Raw genomic sequence first — 349 nt, forward strand, 5'->3', positions numbered from 1 at the left:
CTGGGCCTACCGGGCGCACCACCCGCCCGTGGAGGCGACGGGCATCGCACCCTTCGTCCACTTCCTCGCGACGGCACTGTTGCGCGGCACAGATATCTCGGCCGATGCCTTCGACGCGCGCTATGGCGCGCCGCCGCCCGAAGAGGACGCGGAGCTGCTGGAGCAGGCGCGCCTGATCGAACCCTATTTCGACGCCGCTTGGTATCTGAAGCGCTATCCCGACACACGCGGCTTCGAGAACGGGCCGGCGGTCCACTTCCTCTCCCACGGGCAGGAGGAGGATCGCGACCCGAGCAAGACCTTCTCGACCCGCTTCTATCGCCGGGCCTACGGCCACCTGTTCGGTCCG

General features: G+C 68.5%; 1 pseudogene. It reads left to right on the plus strand.

Annotated features, from left to right (window positions below):
* Positions 1 to 349: pseudogene (locus OXS49_RS33480) on the plus strand (hypothetical protein); the annotation flags it as partial.

It is taken from the genome of Methylobacterium sp. GC_Met_2 (assembly GCF_026540795.1).
Taxonomy (GTDB): domain Bacteria; phylum Pseudomonadota; class Alphaproteobacteria; order Rhizobiales; family Beijerinckiaceae; genus Methylobacterium.